This is a genomic window from Paracoccus sp. Z118, assembly GCF_019061185.1.
In the GTDB taxonomy this organism is placed as follows: Bacteria; Pseudomonadota; Alphaproteobacteria; order Rhodobacterales; family Rhodobacteraceae; genus Paracoccus.
The window spans coordinates 1-390 of record NZ_JAHQZU010000143.1; the positions used below are offsets into that span (position 1 = coordinate 1).

The 390-nt window shown below is 62.6% G+C and carries 1 pseudogene; it reads left to right on the plus strand.

Annotation, left to right across the window (positions count from 1 at the left end):
• Window positions 1-111: 111 nt before the first annotated feature.
• Window positions 112-390 (plus strand): annotated as a pseudogene (locus tag KTN05_RS17915) (IS21 family transposase); the annotation flags it as partial.

A 390-nucleotide genomic window follows, 5' to 3' on the forward strand; every position in this document is an offset into this window, starting at 1 on the left:
TGTTGATTTCCACCCGGAACTGACCCGGGTAGGGGCGTAAATTCCACTGAGAACTGACCCATGTGAACCTTCCCCAAAGCGGAGCGCGGCGGGGGTAACGGAGTGATCCACATGGGACTTTTGAACATCATCCGACGCATGGCGTTGCGGGAGAAGCTGCCGATCCGCGAGATCGCACGGCGGACCGGCCTGTCGCGCAACACCATCAGGAAGTATCTGAGCGCTGGGACCATCGAGCCGAGGTTCGCGACGCCTGATCGGCCGAGCAAGCTCGATCCGTTTTCCGAGAAGCTGGCGGCGTGGCTGAAGACGGAAGCCGGCAAGTCACGCAAGCAGCGCCGGACGCTGAAGCAACTCCATGCCGACCTCGTGGCGCTCGGCTTCACCGGC